At 40.2% G+C, this 15,648-nt stretch carries 17 protein-coding genes and 1 other annotated feature; of the genes, 10 read left to right on the forward strand and 7 right to left on the reverse strand.

Going from position 1 to position 15,648, the window contains the following annotated elements:
- Positions 1-7 precede the first annotated feature (7 nt).
- Entirely contained in the window at positions 8-520 is a 513-nt protein-coding gene (locus tag QF028_RS02715; protein WP_215001180.1) for a gamma carbonic anhydrase, read from the reverse strand.
- A 147-nt stretch (positions 521-667) separates the two neighbouring features.
- Here QF028_RS02715 and QF028_RS02720 point away from each other — a divergent pair, with 147 nt between their 5' ends.
- Together QF028_RS02720 and QF028_RS02725 are read left to right on the forward strand one after the other, a co-directional pair.
- Positions 668-1,471, forward strand: coding sequence for a lysophospholipase (locus QF028_RS02720; protein WP_429463978.1), 804 nt, complete (start codon positions 668-670; stop codon positions 1,469-1,471).
- A gap of 17 nt (positions 1,472-1,488) precedes the next feature.
- A complete protein-coding gene (locus QF028_RS02725) occupies positions 1,489-2,571 on the forward strand; it encodes a tetraprenyl-beta-curcumene synthase family protein (protein ID WP_429463979.1) in 1,083 nt (360 codons plus the stop codon).
- 21 nt (positions 2,572-2,592) lie between these two features.
- On the opposite strand, the gene QF028_RS02730 is transcribed toward QF028_RS02725, so the two are convergent.
- Positions 2,593-3,165 (reverse strand): tRNA (mnm(5)s(2)U34)-methyltransferase, encoded by a 573-nt coding sequence (locus tag QF028_RS02730; RefSeq protein WP_215001174.1) that lies wholly within the window; start codon positions 3,163-3,165, stop codon positions 2,593-2,595.
- A gap of 5 nt (positions 3,166-3,170) precedes the next feature.
- Positions 3,171-4,127 (reverse strand): TIGR01212 family radical SAM protein, encoded by a 957-nt coding sequence (locus QF028_RS02735; protein WP_215001172.1) that lies wholly within the window; start codon positions 4,125-4,127, stop codon positions 3,171-3,173.
- 215 nt (positions 4,128-4,342) lie between these two features.
- Here QF028_RS02735 and QF028_RS02740 point away from each other — a divergent pair, with 215 nt between their 5' ends.
- The 6 genes from QF028_RS02740 (at position 4,343) to QF028_RS02765 (ending at position 10,355) form a co-directional block, all read left to right on the forward strand.
- On the forward strand, positions 4,343-4,612 hold the full coding sequence (locus tag QF028_RS02740) for a YtzC family protein (protein ID WP_088089319.1): 270 nt from the start codon (positions 4,343-4,345) through the stop codon (positions 4,610-4,612).
- Entirely contained in the window at positions 4,609-4,788 is a 180-nt protein-coding gene (locus tag QF028_RS02745; protein WP_088089318.1) for a glycogen biosynthesis protein GlgD, read from the forward strand. Before QF028_RS02740 ends, QF028_RS02745 begins: the two co-directional genes overlap by 4 nt.
- 455 nt (positions 4,789-5,243) lie before the next feature.
- A complete protein-coding gene (locus QF028_RS02750; RefSeq protein WP_410888716.1) occupies positions 5,244-5,420 on the forward strand; it encodes a hypothetical protein in 177 nt (58 codons plus the stop codon).
- 537 nt (positions 5,421-5,957) lie between these two features.
- Positions 5,958-7,151 carry an MDR family MFS transporter gene (locus QF028_RS02755; protein WP_429463985.1) on the forward strand — a complete coding sequence of 398 codons (1,194 nt, stop codon included), beginning with the start codon at positions 5,958-5,960 and terminating at the stop codon, positions 7,149-7,151.
- Between the two features lie 158 nt (positions 7,152-7,309).
- Positions 7,310-7,531: a binding site (T-box leader), on the forward strand.
- A gap of 43 nt (positions 7,532-7,574) precedes the next feature.
- Positions 7,575-9,992, forward strand: coding sequence for a leucine--tRNA ligase (gene leuS, locus QF028_RS02760; protein WP_429463987.1), 2,418 nt, complete (start codon positions 7,575-7,577; stop codon positions 9,990-9,992).
- Between the two features lie 48 nt (positions 9,993-10,040).
- Positions 10,041-10,355, forward strand: coding sequence for a rhodanese-like domain-containing protein (locus tag QF028_RS02765; RefSeq protein ID WP_215001165.1), 315 nt, complete (start codon positions 10,041-10,043; stop codon positions 10,353-10,355).
- A gap of 55 nt (positions 10,356-10,410) precedes the next feature.
- Here the strand turns inward: QF028_RS02765 and QF028_RS02770 are convergent, their stop codons facing one another.
- From QF028_RS02770 to QF028_RS02780, 3 genes are read right to left on the reverse strand one after another with little or no spacing between them, the layout of a single operon-like run.
- Positions 10,411-10,932: a ferric reductase-like transmembrane domain-containing protein gene (locus QF028_RS02770; RefSeq protein ID WP_429472161.1), complete on the reverse strand. Its 522-nt coding sequence runs from the start codon at positions 10,930-10,932 to the stop codon at positions 10,411-10,413.
- A gap of 7 nt (positions 10,933-10,939) precedes the next feature.
- The gene (locus QF028_RS02775; protein WP_429463989.1) at positions 10,940-11,818 is read right to left on the reverse strand and encodes an FAD:protein FMN transferase; all 879 of its coding nucleotides are present in this window, start codon (positions 11,816-11,818) and stop codon (positions 10,940-10,942) included.
- Positions 11,818-12,210, reverse strand: a complete 393-nt coding sequence (locus QF028_RS02780; RefSeq protein WP_429463991.1) for a hypothetical protein — start codon at positions 12,208-12,210, stop codon at positions 11,818-11,820. Before QF028_RS02780 ends, QF028_RS02775 begins: the two co-directional genes overlap by 1 nt.
- A 151-nt stretch (positions 12,211-12,361) precedes the next feature.
- Between QF028_RS02780 and QF028_RS02785 the strand changes: the two genes are divergently transcribed.
- Positions 12,362-12,547 (forward strand): sporulation protein Cse60, encoded by a 186-nt coding sequence (locus tag QF028_RS02785; protein ID WP_168245378.1) that lies wholly within the window; start codon positions 12,362-12,364, stop codon positions 12,545-12,547.
- Positions 12,548-12,554: 7 nt separating this feature from the next.
- On the opposite strand, the gene QF028_RS02790 is transcribed toward QF028_RS02785, so the two are convergent.
- Entirely contained in the window at positions 12,555-13,829 is a 1,275-nt protein-coding gene (locus QF028_RS02790) for an NAD(P)/FAD-dependent oxidoreductase (protein WP_429463994.1), read from the reverse strand.
- Between the two features lie 203 nt (positions 13,830-14,032).
- Between QF028_RS02790 and QF028_RS02795 the strand changes: the two genes are divergently transcribed.
- On the forward strand, positions 14,033-15,643 hold the full coding sequence (locus QF028_RS02795) for a putative polysaccharide biosynthesis protein (RefSeq protein WP_429463996.1): 1,611 nt from the start codon (positions 14,033-14,035) through the stop codon (positions 15,641-15,643).
- Positions 15,644-15,648 lie beyond the last annotated feature (5 nt).

Here is a 15,648-nt window from a genome sequence, read left to right on the forward strand (position 1 = left end):
TGCTTTTTTATTTTTGAAGTGACTTATAATATTGTCCCTTTTCTGCATATTCTGTAGAGATTCTTACCATATCTTTTATGTCTTCTGGTGTTAATTCTCTAATAACTTTTGCCGGTCTGCCAAATGCTAAGGTATTAGGGGGAATTTTTTTCCCTTGCGGAACCAGACTGCCGGCTCCAATAAAAGCACCCTCGCCGATTTCGGCATTATCAAGAATGATGGAACCCATTCCTATTAACGCTTTTTTTCGAATGATACAACTGTGTAGAATAACCTGATGACCAATCGTTACTTCATCTTCTAAAATTAGCGGGTTATTGGGGCTTTGGTGTAAGATAGAATTATCTTGTATATTTACTTTCTTACCAATAATGGTTGGGGCTACGTCCCCTCTGATAACGGTGTTAAACCAAACACTTGATTCATCGCCAATCTCAACATCACCGGTAATCGTCACATAGTCGGCAATATAAGCAGTATCAGCTATGCGGGGATACTTCCCTTTAAATGGATAAATCATTATTCTCGCTCCTTTTACATGATGATTCTATTTTATCGGAAGTATGAAGTGATTCACAAAAAATTTGTCTTTTTTATTAAAAAAGGACTAAAGATAGTTTGAAATTTTTCCAACAATAGGTAATTACTAATTCCAGGGGGGAAAACTATGTGGAAGTGGGAAGCAGAAGGAGAAGCGAAGGCTGTAATCGTGATCGTCCATGGCGCTATGGAACATCATCGCCGTTATGGCTGGCTGATTGAAATGTGGCGTTCGGCTGGATTCCATATCATTATGGCAGATCTTCCAGGGCAAGGGATGACAACAAGAGCAAACCGCGGCCATATTAATTCCTTCGATGAATATATTTTCGAGGTGAAAGATTGGATACAGACTGCTTATCGTTATGATTTACCAGTCTTTTTACTTGGTCACAGTATGGGCGGCTTGATCTCAATCCGTCTATTACAGGAAGAAAGATTGAATGTTGCTGGAGTCATTCTTTCTTCCCCATGTTTAGGGTTGGTTCATACCCCTTCAAAATTTTTAGATATTCTATCGCATGGTCTGAATGTGGTTTTCCCTTCACTACGGATGAATTCCGGATTGACAGTCCAAATGGCGACAAGAAACGAAGAAGTAAGGGAAGCCGATTCAAATGATACTCTCTATATTACCAAGGTATCGATCAGATGGTATCGGGAACTGGTAGGGGCGATAAAAGAGGCATTTCAAGACCTTGAAAAAATACAGGATATTCCCATGCTTGTCATGCAAGGTGGAGATGACAAAATTGTAAATAAAGGCACCGTAAAAGAATGGTTCAATCATGTTCCATTATCTGAAAAAAGATTTAAGGAATGGTCGAAATGTTACCATGAAATCTTTAATGAACCAGAGCGGGAAGAGGTATTTGAGTATGCAAAGGATTTTGTTTTAAGTCAATTAAAAGCAATAGGTTATATTGTTTAGAAAGGTTGTCGGTTTCAATGATGCCAATCACCCTTATGTCTAGGGTATATCGCAAAATACTTCCAGCAGTACACAAAGAATTGGCTTATTGGAAAAGCCGTGCTGAAAACATTCCGAATGCGGAGCTAAGAACCCAAGCTCTTGCAAGCATTGAGCATAAAACATTCCATTGTGAAGGTGGAGCCATCCTCGCACTAACTGCTAAAGAGGACTATAAAAAAGCCATAAAATTTATCGTTGCCTATCAAACCATCAGTGATTATCTAGATAATCTTTGTGACAGAAGTACCTCCCTTGATCCTGAGGATTTTGCAGCACTCCATGAATCGATGTCAGATGCATTTGTTCTACAGGCTGGTAAAAAAAACTATTACCGGCTCCGCGCGGATCAGGATGATGATAATTATTTGTATGATTTATCGGAAACCTGTCGTTCTGTCTTAAGAGAAGTAAATAATTATGATGGAATCAAAGATTACTTGCTTGAGCTTTGCCAATACTATTGTGATTTACAAATTCACAAGCATGTAACTCAAGAGGAGAGAGTCCCTCGTCTTGAAAAATGGTTTAAAACCAACCAATACCAGCTGCCTGAAATGGAATGGTATGAATTCTCGGCATGTTCCGGTTCTACCTTAGGAATTTTTTGCCTCATATCCTATGCGCTTCGTGATGATTTTCAGCTGAGTGATGCAGAAAATATCAGGAAGGGGTACTTTCCATATATTCAGGGCTTACATATTTTATTGGATTATTTTATTGATCAAGAGGAGGACATCGCGGGAGGGGACTTGAATTTTTGTTCCTATTATCAAAGTGAGGAAAAACTTTTTCAGCGGTTGAAGCATTTTGTGGTTGAAGCTGACCGGCACACGGAATACCTTCCGCATAAGAACTTCCATCGCCTGATTAATCGCGGTCTGTTAGGAATTTATTTATCAGATGCCAAGGTCCGCAAACAGAAAAACGTCCGTAAACTGGCAAAAGGCATTATCAAGTCGGGCGGCTGGATTAGCTATTTCTTTTATTTCAATGGTCTTGCCTACCGTTCTGTGCAAAAATCAGTACCGGCATTTGTAACAAGGTTAATCACAAAATAAACCAGGCGCGAGCCTGGTTAGTTATATTTTTTCAATCGCAATAATAAATGCTGGATGATTTTGTTGATTAATAAATTGGTATTGGAGCACATGTGCCGTTTTCTGGTCCATTTGCTGGCAATAGGCAAGCAAAGAATCACGCTCCTCGGCACCGCCTTTGTGACCATGATAAATAACAAGCACGATGATTCCTTCAGGTGCCATGATCTCCAATAGTTGTTGAATGGCAGCAATCGTTGTTTTAGGACGGGTTACAATTGCTTTATCACTGCCAGGAAGATAACCTAAGTTAAAAATTGCACCTGAAATCTTACCGTGATGGATGTCGGGAATCAATTGGGATAGATGTTCATGACCTGAATGAAAAATCGTGACTCGCTCTAACATGCACTTCTGTTTCAGACGTTCCTTGCTGGCAACAATGGCTTCATTCTGAATATCAAATCCAAATACTTGCCCTGATTCACCAACAAGCTCTGCTAAGAAAACAGTATCATAGCCATTTCCTACTGTCGCATCAATAACGACATCCCCAGGTTTAACCGCTTTAATGAGTAGACTTTTCGCAAATGGAAGAATCTTATCTATGTTCATTGTTACTACACCAAGTTCCCCTGATAAAATTTACCCTGCCAACTGTTCCTTTCTTTCATTTTAGCATCAATCGCATTTAAGACTTCCCACTTGTTTACACTCCACATGGGTCCAACCATTAAGTCAATTGGTCCGTCTCCTGTGATTCGGTGAACAATCATTTCTGGTGGTAAAATTTCTAATTGGTCACATACTAAGTTTACATAGTCTTCTTGGGACAGAAACTCAAGTATTCCTTTTTCATATTGCTTGACCATGGGCGTTCCTTTTAACAAATGAAGCAAATGAATCTTTATTCCTTGCACGTCTAACTTGGCAACTTCATGCGCTGTTTCCATCATCATGTCATATGATTCAAGCGGCAGACCATTAATGATGTGAGAGCAGATGCGAATGCCATGTTTCCTAAGCTTAGTAACGCCGTCTTTATAGCACTGAAAGTCATGGGCACGATTAATAAGTGAGGCAGTCCGCTCATGAACCGTTTGAAGCCCTAATTCAACCCATAAATAGGTGCGTTGGTTTAATTCCGCTAAATACTCGACCACATCATCGGGCAGACAATCAGGACGAGTGGCGATTGATAAACCCACTACGCCTTCCTGATTTAGAACTGATTCGTATTTTTCGCGGAGAACATCTACAGGTGCATGGGTATTTGTAAATGCCTGAAAGTAGGCCATATATTTGCCATCTTTCCATTTCGTGTGCATTTTTTCTTTTATTTCGTTAAATTGTGTTTCCAAGGTTTCCACGCGATTACCAGCAAAATCACCTGATCCGGAAGCACTACAAAATGTGCATCCCCCGTGTGCCACAGTGCCGTCACGGTTCGGGCAGTCAAAACCCCCGTCGAGTGCAACCTTAAACACCTTATGACCAAATTGCCCACGAAGGTGGTAATTCCATGTATGGTAACGTTTATCATCAGAAGCATATGGAAAAGGTCTAGTCTGAATCAATCAGAAAACCTCCTTTATAAAAAGTAAAAGACATAACATCAATTTTATCACGATATGACAAGCTTATCCAAATGTAATTATTAACGGACAGGGTTGGTAAAATTTATCCAACTGTTTATGTTATAGGAAAAAGAATGGAGAACACAATAAGAAATGAAGCATTATGCTTCTATAGATTCAAGGGGATTGAGTTATTACAGAAGGGGGTTCTAAAGATGGCTACTCGCGACTCAATGGACAACTTAATGCAGCAGGTTGAGGATGCAATTCGCTATGCCGAGGAACAGTACAAACAAAGCAGCCTTCAAGAGCATTATAATGATGATGATTACACAAAGGCACTGCAACAGCTTGAAGATACTTATCTGGACATTGCTAAAATGGCCCAAAGTGCTAATTCGCAGCAAAGGGACCAACTCCATAGAATGAGACTCCAGCTTCAGCAGCTTCAGAACACAATGATTCTAGAGGGGGAAAATCTTTGAAAAAGCGTTCCAAGCAACAAAACCCTGAACAGAAAACGCGGAATGGAATTAATAATCAAGATCTGGAACTCGGACAAGATTTCGATCTTGTAAAACAAGCAAAGAAGAACTATGAAAAAACAGGCGGGCAGCCCGTGAAATCCAAATTTCACCAAGAAAAAGACCAGTCCTCCTAAAAATACAGAAGGAACCCTCATTTTTTTTCATTGAGGGCTCCTTTTTTTTCGCGAATAATATACCGGAAAATTACTAAAAAGTGTTAAAAATCACTTGAAATACTAATTTTTCAACAAAAGCACCTTGAAAATAGAAGGAAAACCTCGTTCATAATTTGGTAACAAGTGTTGTTTAATTTGTGATGTGCCGTCACAGTTTCCCCTTTTATATCATGGTTTAAATAAGGTATGGATTAACAAAATTTATCTCAAAATCTTACTTTTTGTTCGATAAATACGGCATAAGAATGGTTCGCCTAAAACCTCCCTTTTTTGAACTTTATGTGATCGAATTCACATTTTTTACCTTGTGGTGAAAGGAAGTAATTATATGAATAAATACATATTGATTGTCAGTATAATCCTTGCCTTTCTATTTCCCGCTAAGAGCTTTGCTGAAAATAGAAGCATTTTAAGTGTGGGAGGAATTATCGATTCAAGTAATGTCGGAATTGAATTATAGGGTTTGGCGGAATAAACGTGGATTTGGCGGAATAAATGGAACGGATGGCGGAATCAAAACGGAGTTTGGCGGAATAAGTTCGAGATTTGGCGGAATCCCGGCTCAGTTTGGCGGAATCCCAAAGAAGTGAGCTGATCCTAAAACAGAGAGAGTCTTGGTCGATAATATTCATAAAAAAGGTAACTTAAAAAGGGTTTGGCGGAATAAACGTGGATTTGGCGGAATAAATGGAACGGATGGCGGAATCAAAACGGAGTTTGGCTGAATAAGTTCGAGATTTGGCGGAATCCCGGCCCAGTTTGGCGGAATCCCAAAGAAGTGAGCTGATCCTAAAACATATAGAGTCCTGGTCGATAATATTCATAAAAAAGGTAACTTAAAAAGGGTTTGGCGGAATAAACGTGGATTTGGCGGAATAAATGGCAAGCTTGGCGAAATCGAATCGTAGTTTGGCGGAATAATTTCAAAAGTTGGCGGCATCCCGGCCCAGTTTGGCGGAATCAGCTTTAGAATCTACAGAGTTATTCCAGATTTCACGAATTTTCTATCTTATACGCCGTATCATAGCCTCCTTAATATGGAAAAGAAAAAGAATTGCACCCCACTTGAAAAAGCATTAGAATAAATCTTTGGAAATTGAAAAGTGAAATGTGAAGGGGCGTTTTTTATGCCACGTGCCTTATGGCTCTTAATAATTGGAATGATCGTTAATGTAACAGGCTCTTCATTTTTATGGCCTTTAAATACAATCTATATTCACGACCATTTAGGGAAGTCCTTATCCGTAGCTGGAATTGTTTTAATGTTAAATTCCGCCGCTAGTGTGATCGGAAACCTTTATGGCGGAAGCCTATTCGATAAAATTGGTGGTTACAAATCTATTATTTTAGGAATTAGTATTACGCTTGCAGCCCTTATTGGCTTAACATTCTGGCACGGCTGGCTAGCATATATTGTCTTCCAAATCATTATTGGATTTGGTACGGGAATTATTTTTCCATCGATGTATGCCATGGCAGGGTCAGTTTGGAAAGAAGGCGGGCGTAAAGCCTTTAACGCCATTTATGTTGCCCAAAACCTTGGAGTAGCCTTGGGTGCATCTCTTGGAGGGATTGTTGCAGCTCATTCCTTTCAACTAATTTTCCTTGCAAATACAGTCATGTACGTCCTCTTTTTACTCATAGCGGTATTTGGCTATAAGGGAATCTTAGTGGATTCAGGAAAACAAGGAACGATCGATATAAATGTTCCAACCGTTACGAACAGAAAAAATCTGTATGCCTTATTGATACTGTGCACAGGTTATTTGCTGTGCTGGGTTGCCTATGTACAATGGCCAACGACGATTGCGTCGTATACACAGGAAATCCATATCTCTTTAACGCAATATAGTTTATTATGGTCGATAAACGGAGCCCTCATTGTCGTTGGTCAACCGCTTTTAAATAGTGTGTTGAAACATCTAACCGCCTCACTCAAACTACAAATGATTATTGGCATTGGTATTTTTATTGTTTCATTTTTAGTCGCAGGGAAGGCAACGGTATTCTCAGGATTTCTTGTCGGGATGATCATCCTAACAATCGGTGAAATGTTCATCTGGCCGGCTGTGCCTACAGTTGCTTTCGACTTAGCCCCAAAGGGCCGTGAAGGCTTCTACCAAGGAATCGTCAACAGTACAGCAACAGGTGGAAGAATGGTTGGACCCTTAATGGGAGGAATGATCGTCGACATGTATAACATGTCAGCACTATTCATAGTTTTGATTGTGTTATTCCTAATCGCAATCATAACAACATTACTATATGATCGAAGTTTAAAAACGAAAATGGTGTCAGGCACCATCCATGGACAAATATAGGATTTGTCCGTGTGGGGAGGACGGTGGGGGTTCATATGCTCCCACTGTTTTTTTGTTTAAAAGGTGGATATTTTGTCTATCATGAATCTAGGCGATTGTTTGGGTTGCATACTTAATGAAAATTTAATACAATAACCGTAATACTTTATATTAATATTGAAAAGACAGTGATCAGGAGTAGTAATGATTCATACCCGCAAATAGAGAGTTGACGGCTGGTGGAAGTCAACCGGGTACATCATGAACTCGCCTTTGAGTTGCAAGCGTGAAGGAATAGTAAGGCTTGCCGTTTTCCGCGTTAAGGATGAATGAAGCGAGTGCAGTCAGCACTAATGTGGGTGGTACCGCGGGAAGATACATACAATCCTCTCGTCCCTTTTTGGGATGAGGGGTTTTTTATTTTTTTTTAGGAGGAAGAGCATTATGAGTTTCGACCATAATCAAATCGAACAAAAGTGGCAAAAGAAATGGGAAGAAGAAAAAACATTTAAAACAAGCGAAGAATTTGATAAAAGAAAATTTTACGCTTTAGATATGTTTCCATATCCGTCAGGGGCAGGACTGCACGTTGGACACCCTGAAGGCTACACAGCAACCGACATTCTTTCCCGCTTAAAGCGGATGCAGGGATACAATGTTCTTCATCCAATGGGCTGGGATGCGTTCGGCCTACCAGCGGAACAATACGCATTGGATACGGGTAACGATCCAGCGGAATTTACAAAACAGAATATCAATACATTCCGCCGGCAAATTAAATCATTAGGATTCTCGTATGATTGGGATCGTGAAGTCAATACGACTGACCCTGAATACTACAAATGGACCCAATGGATTTTCTTAAAACTATTTGAAAAAGGTCTAGCTTACATTGATGAAGTAGCGGTAAACTGGTGCCCTGCACTTGGAACGGTACTAGCAAATGAAGAGGTCATTGATGGCAAAAGTGAACGCGGCGGGCACCCAGTTGAACGTCGTCCGATGAAGCAGTGGATGTTAAGAATCACCGCATACGGTGACCGTTTACTGGAAGACCTTGAAGAACTTGATTGGCCTGAAAGCTTGAAGGAAATGCAGCGCAACTGGATCGGCCGTTCAGAAGGTGCGGAAGTTACCTTCTCAATCGAAGGACATGAGGAGACATTCACTGTCTTCACTACTCGCCCTGATACTTTATTTGGTGCTACGTATGCCGTGCTTGCACCTGAACATTCCTTTGTTGAAAAAATAACAACAGCTGAACAGCGTGCTGCGGTTGACGCCTATTTAGACAAAGTTAAAACGAAGAGCGATTTAGAACGTACGGATCTTGCCAAAGAGAAAACAGGCGTATTTACTGGCGCCTATGCCATCAATCCTGCCAATGGAGAGAAAATGCCAATTTGGATTGCTGATTATGTGTTAGTAAGCTATGGAACTGGTGCGATTATGGCGGTTCCTGCACACGACGAGCGTGACTATGAATTCGCAAAAGAATTTAACCTTCCTATTAAAGCAGTTGTCGCTGGTGGTGATATTGACAAAGAAGCCTACACAGGCGATGGTGAACATATTAACTCTGAATTTTTAAATGGCTTGGATAAAACGGAAGGCATTCAAAAAATGATTGCTTGGTTAGAAGAAAAAGGGATAGGAACGAAGAAAGTAACCTTCCGCCTAAGAGATTGGTTGTTCAGCCGTCAACGTTATTGGGGTGAACCAATTCCGATTATCCATTGGGAAGATGGTTCAATGACAGCAGTTCCGGAAGACCAGCTTCCACTGATGTTACCAAAAACCACTGAAATTCGTCCTTCAGGGACAGGAGAATCACCACTTGCAGTTATTTCTGATTTCGTGAATGTTGTGGATCCGGAAACAGGTAAAAAGGGACGCCGCGAAACGAACACAATGCCGCAATGGGCAGGCAGCTGCTGGTATTATTTACGTTATATTGATCCGAAAAATGATCAAGCACTTGCTTCACAGGAAAAGTTAAATCATTGGCTTCCTGTTGATATCTACATTGGCGGTGCCGAACATGCGGTATTACATTTACTTTATGCGCGTTTCTGGCACAAATTCTTGTATGATATCGGTGTGGTTCCTACCAAAGAACCATTCCAAAAGCTATTTAACCAAGGAATGATTTTAGGCGAAGGAAATGAAAAAATGAGTAAATCAAAAGGGAATGTAGTAAACCCTGATGATATCGTTGGCAGCCACGGTGCTGATACCCTTCGCTTGTATGAAATGTTCATGGGACCGCTTGATGCATCGATTGCTTGGTCGACCAATGGGTTGGATGGTTCCCGCCGCTTCTTAGATCGGATCTGGCGTTTATTGGTTGAGGAAAATGGAGAATTAAATCCAAGGATTCAAGCAAATGAAGAAACCTCTAGTTTGGAAAAAGTGTATCATCAAACCGTGAAAAAAGTGACTGAGGATTATGAAGGTTTGAGGTTTAACACGGCCATTTCACAAATGATGGTATTCATTAATGAAGCCTATAAGGCAACTGTACTTCCAAAAGAGTATATTGAAGGATTCGTTAAATTGCTTGCACCTGTTTGCCCGCATATCGCTGAGGAGCTTTGGGAGAAGTTGGGACACAGTGAAACGATAACTTACGAAGCATGGCCTGCATATGATGAGGCAAAACTAGTGGATGAAGAAGTTGAAATTGTCATCCAGGTAAATGGTAAAGTAAAGACAAAACTTATGGTACCAACAGATGCAAGCAAAGAGTCACTTGAAGGCATTGCGATGGAAGATGCGCATATAAAGGAACAAATTGAAGGAAAAACAATTCGCAAGGTAATTACAGTTCCAGGAAAGCTTGTTAATATTGTAGCAAATTAAAAGAACGGCCCCTTTCTTGGGGCTGTTTTCCTGAAGGGGATGGACTAGATGGAAGAAATTCAAACGATTACACCAGAAGAATTAGAAAAGAAGCTTGAGGCAGGGGAAAAACTTGAGCTTGTAGACGTAAGGGAAAATGAAGAAGTAGTATTCGGGATGGTACCAGGGGCTAAGCATATTCGCATGGGCGACATTCCTGCTAATCTCGACTATTTTGACAAGGATAAGGAATATATTTTTATTTGCCGCTCAAGTGCCCGCAGTGGGAATGTTTGCTATTATCTACAGGAACAGGGCTATAAGGTAAGAAATATGGTTGGCGGCATGCTCGCATGGACTGGAGAAACAGAATATACAGAATAACCGATTCCACGATGGAATCGGTTTTTTTTTTTATGAAAATAAGCCCTTTTCTTTGTTAGTGAGTAATCCCAACCTTAGGTTTTTCTTTCATCAACATACCTCCTAAAAGGATAATCGGCAGGATATTGACTGCAGCAAGTACGGCTCCTTGAATATCTGTACCAATCAATAAACCATGTATCGTAACGAATATATATAGAATCGGATTCAATGCATGTAATTTCCGCCATTTTTGATAGCCTATTTTTTTTCGTGCTTTAGAGGTAACGATCGTCATAATTAAGAAATAAAGGGATAGTGCGCCAAGCGCCATTGGCAAGGGCTTATAGTCCGTATTAAACGGAATGAGTATCTCTACCCATTGTAACGAGATATATGAATCGATTAGTAAAAATCCAACGTGGCCACCCACAAGATAAAGGGCCCAATTAGACAGTGATTCATGCAAAAATAGGGAAGAAGTGACCTTTTGTTTTCGCTTTTTCTGAACTTGAGAGTATAGTCCAATGATGACAGACAAGTAAAGTAAAAGGTAAGCTACCAAACCTGTAGCGCGGATCATATACCATTCAAACATTTCCAAGTTACTCTCCTCCTCCCCAAATATCTCCGTCTTTAGTAATTAACACAGCCTGGACACCTTTTCTATTTATCCACTCTTGACCAGCCTGTTTACCAAGTAAAAGAACCGTTTTTGCCCAAACGTCAGCTTCCAAAGCAGTAGGGGCTGTCACTGTTGCCGATACAATCTTACTTTTACTAGGTTTTCCTGTTCGAGTATCAATCAAATGATGCGTCCACTCTCCATTGATCCGCCATGTTCTTTTCATGGTTGTGGACGTCGCAAGCGCCCCATTTTGAACCTGAATCGAAGAAATCATCGTTGGTTCGGCAAATGGACTCTCGATCCCGATATTTAATGGCCGTGGCAACGTGCCGAAAATGCGGATATCACCACCCACGTTGATAAAGCCATAGCTCAACCTATCTAAAAGCAGTGCGGCACGATCAATCACCCAGCCTTTGGCCATTCCCCCAAGATCGATTTTTGATAATAGGGTTACGGACCGCTTACTTTCATTTAGTATAAAAGGTTGCGAACTTATCGCAGCCATTGATGAAGGGGGAGTTACTGCTAACTCTTTCCCCTTTATCATTTCAATCGATTTTGAATAGCCGTGGTTTTCAAGCGTCGATAGAATGCTAGGATTAAAAATACCTTCCGTTTCTTCAAAAAATCGAAGAGCGTCTGATAAGATTGAAAACATCTCATTGCTAACGATGACTTCTTTTTCAACTTGTTGATTTAATCCTGATAGTTCACTATCGGAGCGGAAACGGCTGCACGTATCCTCTATCAATTCAAATAGCTTGTAGATGGGCATCATATCGTTGGCAAATAACTCATGATTAATAGAGATTTTCACAATAGTACTCATGGAGGGGAACTGGTAGGTAAACATCAGGTTCCACCTGTAGTCGTGTCAAAGCCGCCTTGATGTCCCATTTCAGGTCCGCCGCCATTTGAAAATTGATCCTGTTGATTACTGTTTCCATTGAATTGATCATTATTATTCGAGTACTGATTACTAGAATTATCATTTTGATTGTATTGCGATGAGTTACTGTCATCAAAGGATTGATCAAAACCGCTGCCATGGTCAGTACGTTGTTGTGTATTAAAGCTATCCTGTGATTGCTGATTAGAATTATTATTTGAGGATTGCCCTTGAGTAAGTGAGACTTGATTGCCCGCTTGATCGCCATTTGATAGACCAAGATAGGATACCATTCCAGCTACTAATGCCAAACTCCCAAAACTAACGCCCCAAGAGATTTTTTGTTTTTTATCCATTTTTAATGCTCCTTTCTATAGGTGAAACTGTCTTTCTCAAAAGGAGTTTACAAGTTGAATCTTAAAATAACCTTAATTTTTCAGTCTGCTTATTTTTAAAATTCAGATAAGTTGTTAATAATGATAGTAAAAAAGAGAGGGAGAGAGAAAAGTGATACAGGTTAAATTGTTTGATCGGGAGCATGAGAAGGATTTAGAAAAGGAAATGAATCGGTTTTTAAGAGGGATAGATGAAACAAGCCTGCTCGATATTAAATATAATGTGGCAGCAATGCCGGAGGAAGAAGAAGAGGAGCAGATTTATTGTTTTTCCGCGATGATAATTTACAAGGCCTGACAAATAGTCAGACCTTTTTGTTTTTTGCAGACAGGGCTGCATTGGTACCAGCTAATCTTCCAGTTACAAGGGCAGAGGTAATATTATACCCGCCTGTATAACCATGTACATCAAGGATTTCACCGCAAAAATATAAACCGTTCATTAATTTTGAACCCATCGTTTGTGGCTCGATTTCTTTAACAGACACACCGCCGCCAGTGACAAAAGCTTTTTCAAGAGGCAAGGTGCCATTTACTTTTATCAGGAATTGCTTGCAGCTCTTTGAAAAACTACGAATTTTTTCATTGGAAATCGTGCCGCCTTGCTCAGATGGGTCAATCCCATTATGTTCTAATAGAAAAAGAAGATATCGTTCAGGGACTAGCCCTTTTAGTGTATTTTTAATGCTTTTCTTAGGCTCACTTTTAACAAGTGCAAGAATTTCTTGAAAAACTTCTTCCTCTTTTTTGTCTGGTAAGGCATCAAGGCTTATGGTTACTTCTTTTAAATTCCACTTTTTCATAGCTTTGACTACGAACTGACTGCAGCGCAGCACGGCAGGTCCGCTGATTCCAAAATGGGTAAAAATCATATCCATGCGGTGCGAGATAATCGGCTTACCTTTCGGATTCAAAACACTTAAGTCAATGTCTCTTAGTGATAAACCTTGTAGGGCTTTATTTTTAATAAATGGTTCGCTCGAGGTGACAGGGACTTCAGTTGGAAATAAATCCGTAATCGTATGACCGGCTTTCTTCGCCCAGGCATACCCATCACCAGTTGAACCGGTATGTGGAACTGATTTTCCCCCAACGGCAATCACGATCGATTTAGCTGATAATTTTTGCCCATCTTTCAACAAGACGGCAGAAACGGTTCCATTTTCATAGAAAAGGTCCTCTACAGGGCTATTTTTGAAAATCCTGACACGAAGCTTTTCTAACTGATTTAGTAGGGCGTCAACGACAGATTGAGCCTTATTGGAAACGGGGAACATCCGCCCGTGATCCTCTTCCTTTAATTCGATACCTAATTTTTCAAAGAACTTTATAATATCTTCATTACTAAAGATTGAAAAGGCACTATATAAAAACTTACCGTTCCCCGGCAGGTGCTTGATGATTTCCTCGATTGGCAGGCGATTGGTCACATTACAGCGACCACCTCCAGAAATAGCCAACTTTCTGCCGAGTTTGTCTCCTTTATCAATTAATAGTACTTTTGCGCCTTTTTCACCAGCTGCAATGGCCGCCATTAACCCAGAAGGTCCGCCGCCGATGACAATTACATCATAATCCATATTTCCACCAACTTTACTTTAATCCGTCACTCCATTATAAACATTTATCATCAAAATAAAACGAATGTGCCCTTTTTTCATAAATTTAACTTGGAAGTTAGTAGCGTCTGAGAGAAAGAAGTTGTAAACTACTAATAGTGTGCAAAAAAAGTCGAATTATTTGTGAAGAAGCGCACGTATTTCTTCGGGTAGGAAGGGATTCTATGCAGTCAAAGCTTTTAAGAGGAACATTTATTTTAACGTTTGGAACAATACTATCTAAGGTTATCGGATTAATTTATGTTATTCCGTTTTATCAAATTGTTGGGAAACACGGGACGCAGCTTTATTCATTTTCATATGTCCCATATACCATTTTTATTAGTATTGCAACGGCGGGTGTACCGCTGGCTGTTTCAAAATTCATTGCAAAATATAATGCACTTGAAGAGTATGCCGTTGGCCGAAAGCTGTTTAAATCGGGACTAGTGGTTATGTTGTTGACTGGGGTTGTGGCATTCTTAGTGATGTATTCCGCTGCACCTATGTTAGCTGAATTAAGTCATCCTGGTAAAGGACAACTGGCCAATGTTACGACGGTTATTCGGGCTGTTAGTTTTGCATTGATCGTTGTGCCAATTATGAGCTTAATCAGAGGTTACTTTCAGGGACATCAATCAATGGGACCTTCGGCTGTTTCACAGGTTGTTGAACAAATCGTACGAATTATTTTTACACTTGCAGGAGCCTATGTTGTTCTGAAATTTTTACATGGCACTATTGTTTCGGCAGTTAGCGTTGCCACCTTTGCAGCATTTGTCGGTGCTATCGGAGGATTAGTTGTTTTATTTTGGTATTGGTATAAAAGAAAACCCTATTTGGACGAGCTACTTGAACATGATAAAGGGACCAGCCAAATTTCTTTAAAGGAAATCTATAAAGAAATTCTTTTATACGCAGCGCCCTTCGTTTTTGTCGGGATTGCCAATCCGTTATTTCAATTTATCGATCAAATTACCTTTAACCGGGCGATGTCCGCAATGGGCAATGCAAAGCAGGTGGCTGATGCGGCCTTTGGTATATTAAATTTCGAGTCACATAAAATTGTCATCATTCCTGTATCACTTGCAACGGCATTTTCTTTAACACTCATACCGAGTATTACAAAGGCATTTGTAGAGAATGATCAGAAAAACATGGACCGGCAATTAAACCAAACCTTTCAAGTTTTGCTCTATTTAACATTACCGGCTGCTATCGGTCTTTCGTTATTGGCCGAACCGGTTTACACAGCTTTTTATGAGCATGATAATCTTGGGACACAAGTATTAGGCGCCTATGCACCTGTTGCGATTCTTTTTTCACTCTATTCTGTCACAGCAGCCATATTGCAGGGAATTAACGAACAGCGCTTTACCATCTTAAGCTTGCTTGTGGGTTTATTAATAAAATTTGCGCTAAACATTCCATTAATTAAAATGTTTGAAACAAGAGGGGCCGTTCTCGCCACCGCGCTTGGTTATACGGCAGCGATTGTCATTAATTTAATTGTGATTAAGACATTCTCCGGCTATCGTTTCCGGCTGGTATGGCGGAGGAGTTTATTAATTATCATCTTCGCAGGATTGATGTGGGCAGGAACAGAAATTGTTTATAAATTACTATTACTATTCCTTTCTCCTGCATCAAAGGGTCAATCCGTCTTGCTTATCGTGATAAGTGCCGGAGTGGGCGCCGTCATCTATTTTTACTTCGGCCTGAAATCAGGACTAGTGAACCGTTTATTTGGTGACAGGGTCGATCGAATCAAGCAAAAACTAAGGTTAAGATTTTAAAAATC

Source organism: Neobacillus sp. B4I6, from assembly GCF_050434045.1.
In the GTDB taxonomy this organism is placed as follows: domain Bacteria; phylum Bacillota; class Bacilli; order Bacillales; family Cytobacillaceae; genus Neobacillus.

Coding starts and splice junctions, on each gene's coding strand:
- QF028_RS02780 (WP_429463991.1), bottom strand. CDS start 12,210: ATGGATAAAAAACAAAAAATCTCTTGGGGCGTTAGTTTTGGGAGTTTG.
- QF028_RS02720 (WP_429463978.1), top strand. CDS start 668: ATGTGGAAGTGGGAAGCAGAAGGAGAAGCGAAGGCTGTAATCGTGATC.
- QF028_RS02715 (WP_215001180.1), bottom strand. CDS start 520: ATGATTTATCCATTTAAAGGGAAGTATCCCCGCATAGCTGATACTGCT.
- QF028_RS02770 (WP_429472161.1), bottom strand. CDS start 10,932: ATGTTTGAATGGTATATGATCCGCGCTACAGGTTTGGTAGCTTACCTT.
- QF028_RS02740 (WP_088089319.1), top strand. CDS start 4,343: ATGGCTACTCGCGACTCAATGGACAACTTAATGCAGCAGGTTGAGGAT.
- QF028_RS02790 (WP_429463994.1), bottom strand. CDS start 13,829: ATGGATTATGATGTAATTGTCATCGGCGGCGGACCTTCTGGGTTAATG.
- QF028_RS02765 (WP_215001165.1), top strand. CDS start 10,041: ATGGAAGAAATTCAAACGATTACACCAGAAGAATTAGAAAAGAAGCTT.
- QF028_RS02730 (WP_215001174.1), bottom strand. CDS start 3,165: ATGAACATAGATAAGATTCTTCCATTTGCGAAAAGTCTACTCATTAAA.
- QF028_RS02775 (WP_429463989.1), bottom strand. CDS start 11,818: ATGTTTACCTACCAGTTCCCCTCCATGAGTACTATTGTGAAAATCTCT.
- leuS (WP_429463987.1), top strand. CDS start 7,575: ATGAGTTTCGACCATAATCAAATCGAACAAAAGTGGCAAAAGAAATGG.
- QF028_RS02725 (WP_429463979.1), top strand. CDS start 1,489: ATGATGCCAATCACCCTTATGTCTAGGGTATATCGCAAAATACTTCCA.
- QF028_RS02795 (WP_429463996.1), top strand. CDS start 14,033: ATGCAGTCAAAGCTTTTAAGAGGAACATTTATTTTAACGTTTGGAACA.
- QF028_RS02755 (WP_429463985.1), top strand. CDS start 5,958: ATGCCACGTGCCTTATGGCTCTTAATAATTGGAATGATCGTTAATGTA.